Origin of the sequence: Puniceibacterium confluentis (assembly GCF_007923445.1) — a bacterium.
Lineage (GTDB): Bacteria > Pseudomonadota > Alphaproteobacteria > Rhodobacterales > Rhodobacteraceae > Puniceibacterium > Puniceibacterium confluentis.
Genome location: NZ_VOJI01000073.1, coordinates 1 through 1,313 on the forward strand (window position 1 = coordinate 1; position 1,313 = coordinate 1,313).

Below are 1,313 nucleotides of genomic sequence, written 5' to 3' on the forward strand. Positions count from 1 at the left end.
TTCGGCAGGTTGCCGTATTTGTTCAGCCGCGCCGAGACCGGAACCACCAGGGCACGCCCCTTCGGTTTGCGCGCGCCCCCCTTTGCCTGAAGCTCCAGATATCCGGCCTGCACCGGCTTCATGCCGACCTCGGCGCTCAGCCGCGATTTGTTGGCGCGGCGCACATAGATCCCGCGCTGGGTGAAGGGCGTGGGCCGGTCGAAGCTTCGCACGATATCGCGCTCTTCGGCCTGCTTGACGTCGACCGCCGTGTCGTTGATCGCCAGCGCCATGGCAAAGGGCAGCTGCCTGCGCCCGAGATCGGAGAGAATGCGCTCCGCCCGCGCGAAGTCCGCCGAGATGTCGAACATTCCAGATCCTTGCCCATCCTTGCGGTTGTGCCCATCCCCTCTCGCAGCCCGGCCAGCGGCAACCCTGTCCTGACCGACTGCGCGACGGACTTTGATCCGGGCGCCTGCAAGAGCGGCGGAAACAGAAACGCCCGGCAGTGGGGGATCCACTCCGGGCGCATTTGGTGATGATGTCACAAGTGATGCCAGCGGTTCCCTTAAGCGTCAATCCATATTTTGCGGTTTTACGCATCCGTAGCCCTGCATGCGGTCCAGTGCTGCCCCCAGGGCCTCCAGCAAAGCACGTCGCGGTCCATCATTTCGCCCTGTCCAACCGTGCGATTTCAGAACGGCATCGATTGACAGCCCACCAATGCAGATCTGGTCCACAAGGGTCCGCACCCGGATCGCATGGCGCTTGCCGCCCGTGGCCGAGGGCCGGTTCCGCCGCACTTCCTTCGCCAACCCATCGCCGATCCGGCGTTGCAGGACGCGCAACCGCTGGAAGTCGGACAGCATCGCCTCTTCGCGGTCACCATTGCCGGTCCCGCCCGTCGATGCCTCGATCGAGGAACACTTCAGGCCGGAACTGGCACAGCGCTCGGCCAGCGCGGCATAGTCCCGGGCCATCTCGACCTGCCCGTGGGTGAAGGGCGGCACAAAGGCGGGCGCGACGAACTCGGGCTCGCGGAACTTCGGTGCCCTGAACTTCGGCGGCTTGCGGCCATCCTCTGTCGCCTCCCGTGCCAGCTCGTCATGCACCGCCTTCATCCTAGCCACCCGCTCGTCATGCCAGGCGCGAAGAGTGGCGATACGGGCAGGATGGGCGCGCCGGGCCGCCTCGATCGTCGCCGGGTGGGCACGGACGGCATTGGCCGTCATCAGGTCAAAGGCGTCCGCCACCCGCGCCGCATCCCGGCCGAGGTACCCCGCCCGGCGCGAGACAGCGCGCCCGCCCTCGGTCAGCACCATTTCGCGCGGTGA

Annotated in this window: 2 pseudogenes; both read right to left on the reverse strand. The window is 66.6% G+C overall.

Annotated features, from left to right (window positions below):
• Nucleotides 1–350 (reverse strand): annotated as a pseudogene (locus tag FOY53_RS22570) (hypothetical protein); the annotation flags it as partial.
• Between the two features lie 204 nt (nucleotides 351–554).
• Nucleotides 555–1,313, reverse strand: a pseudogene (locus FOY53_RS23345) (hypothetical protein); the annotation flags it as partial.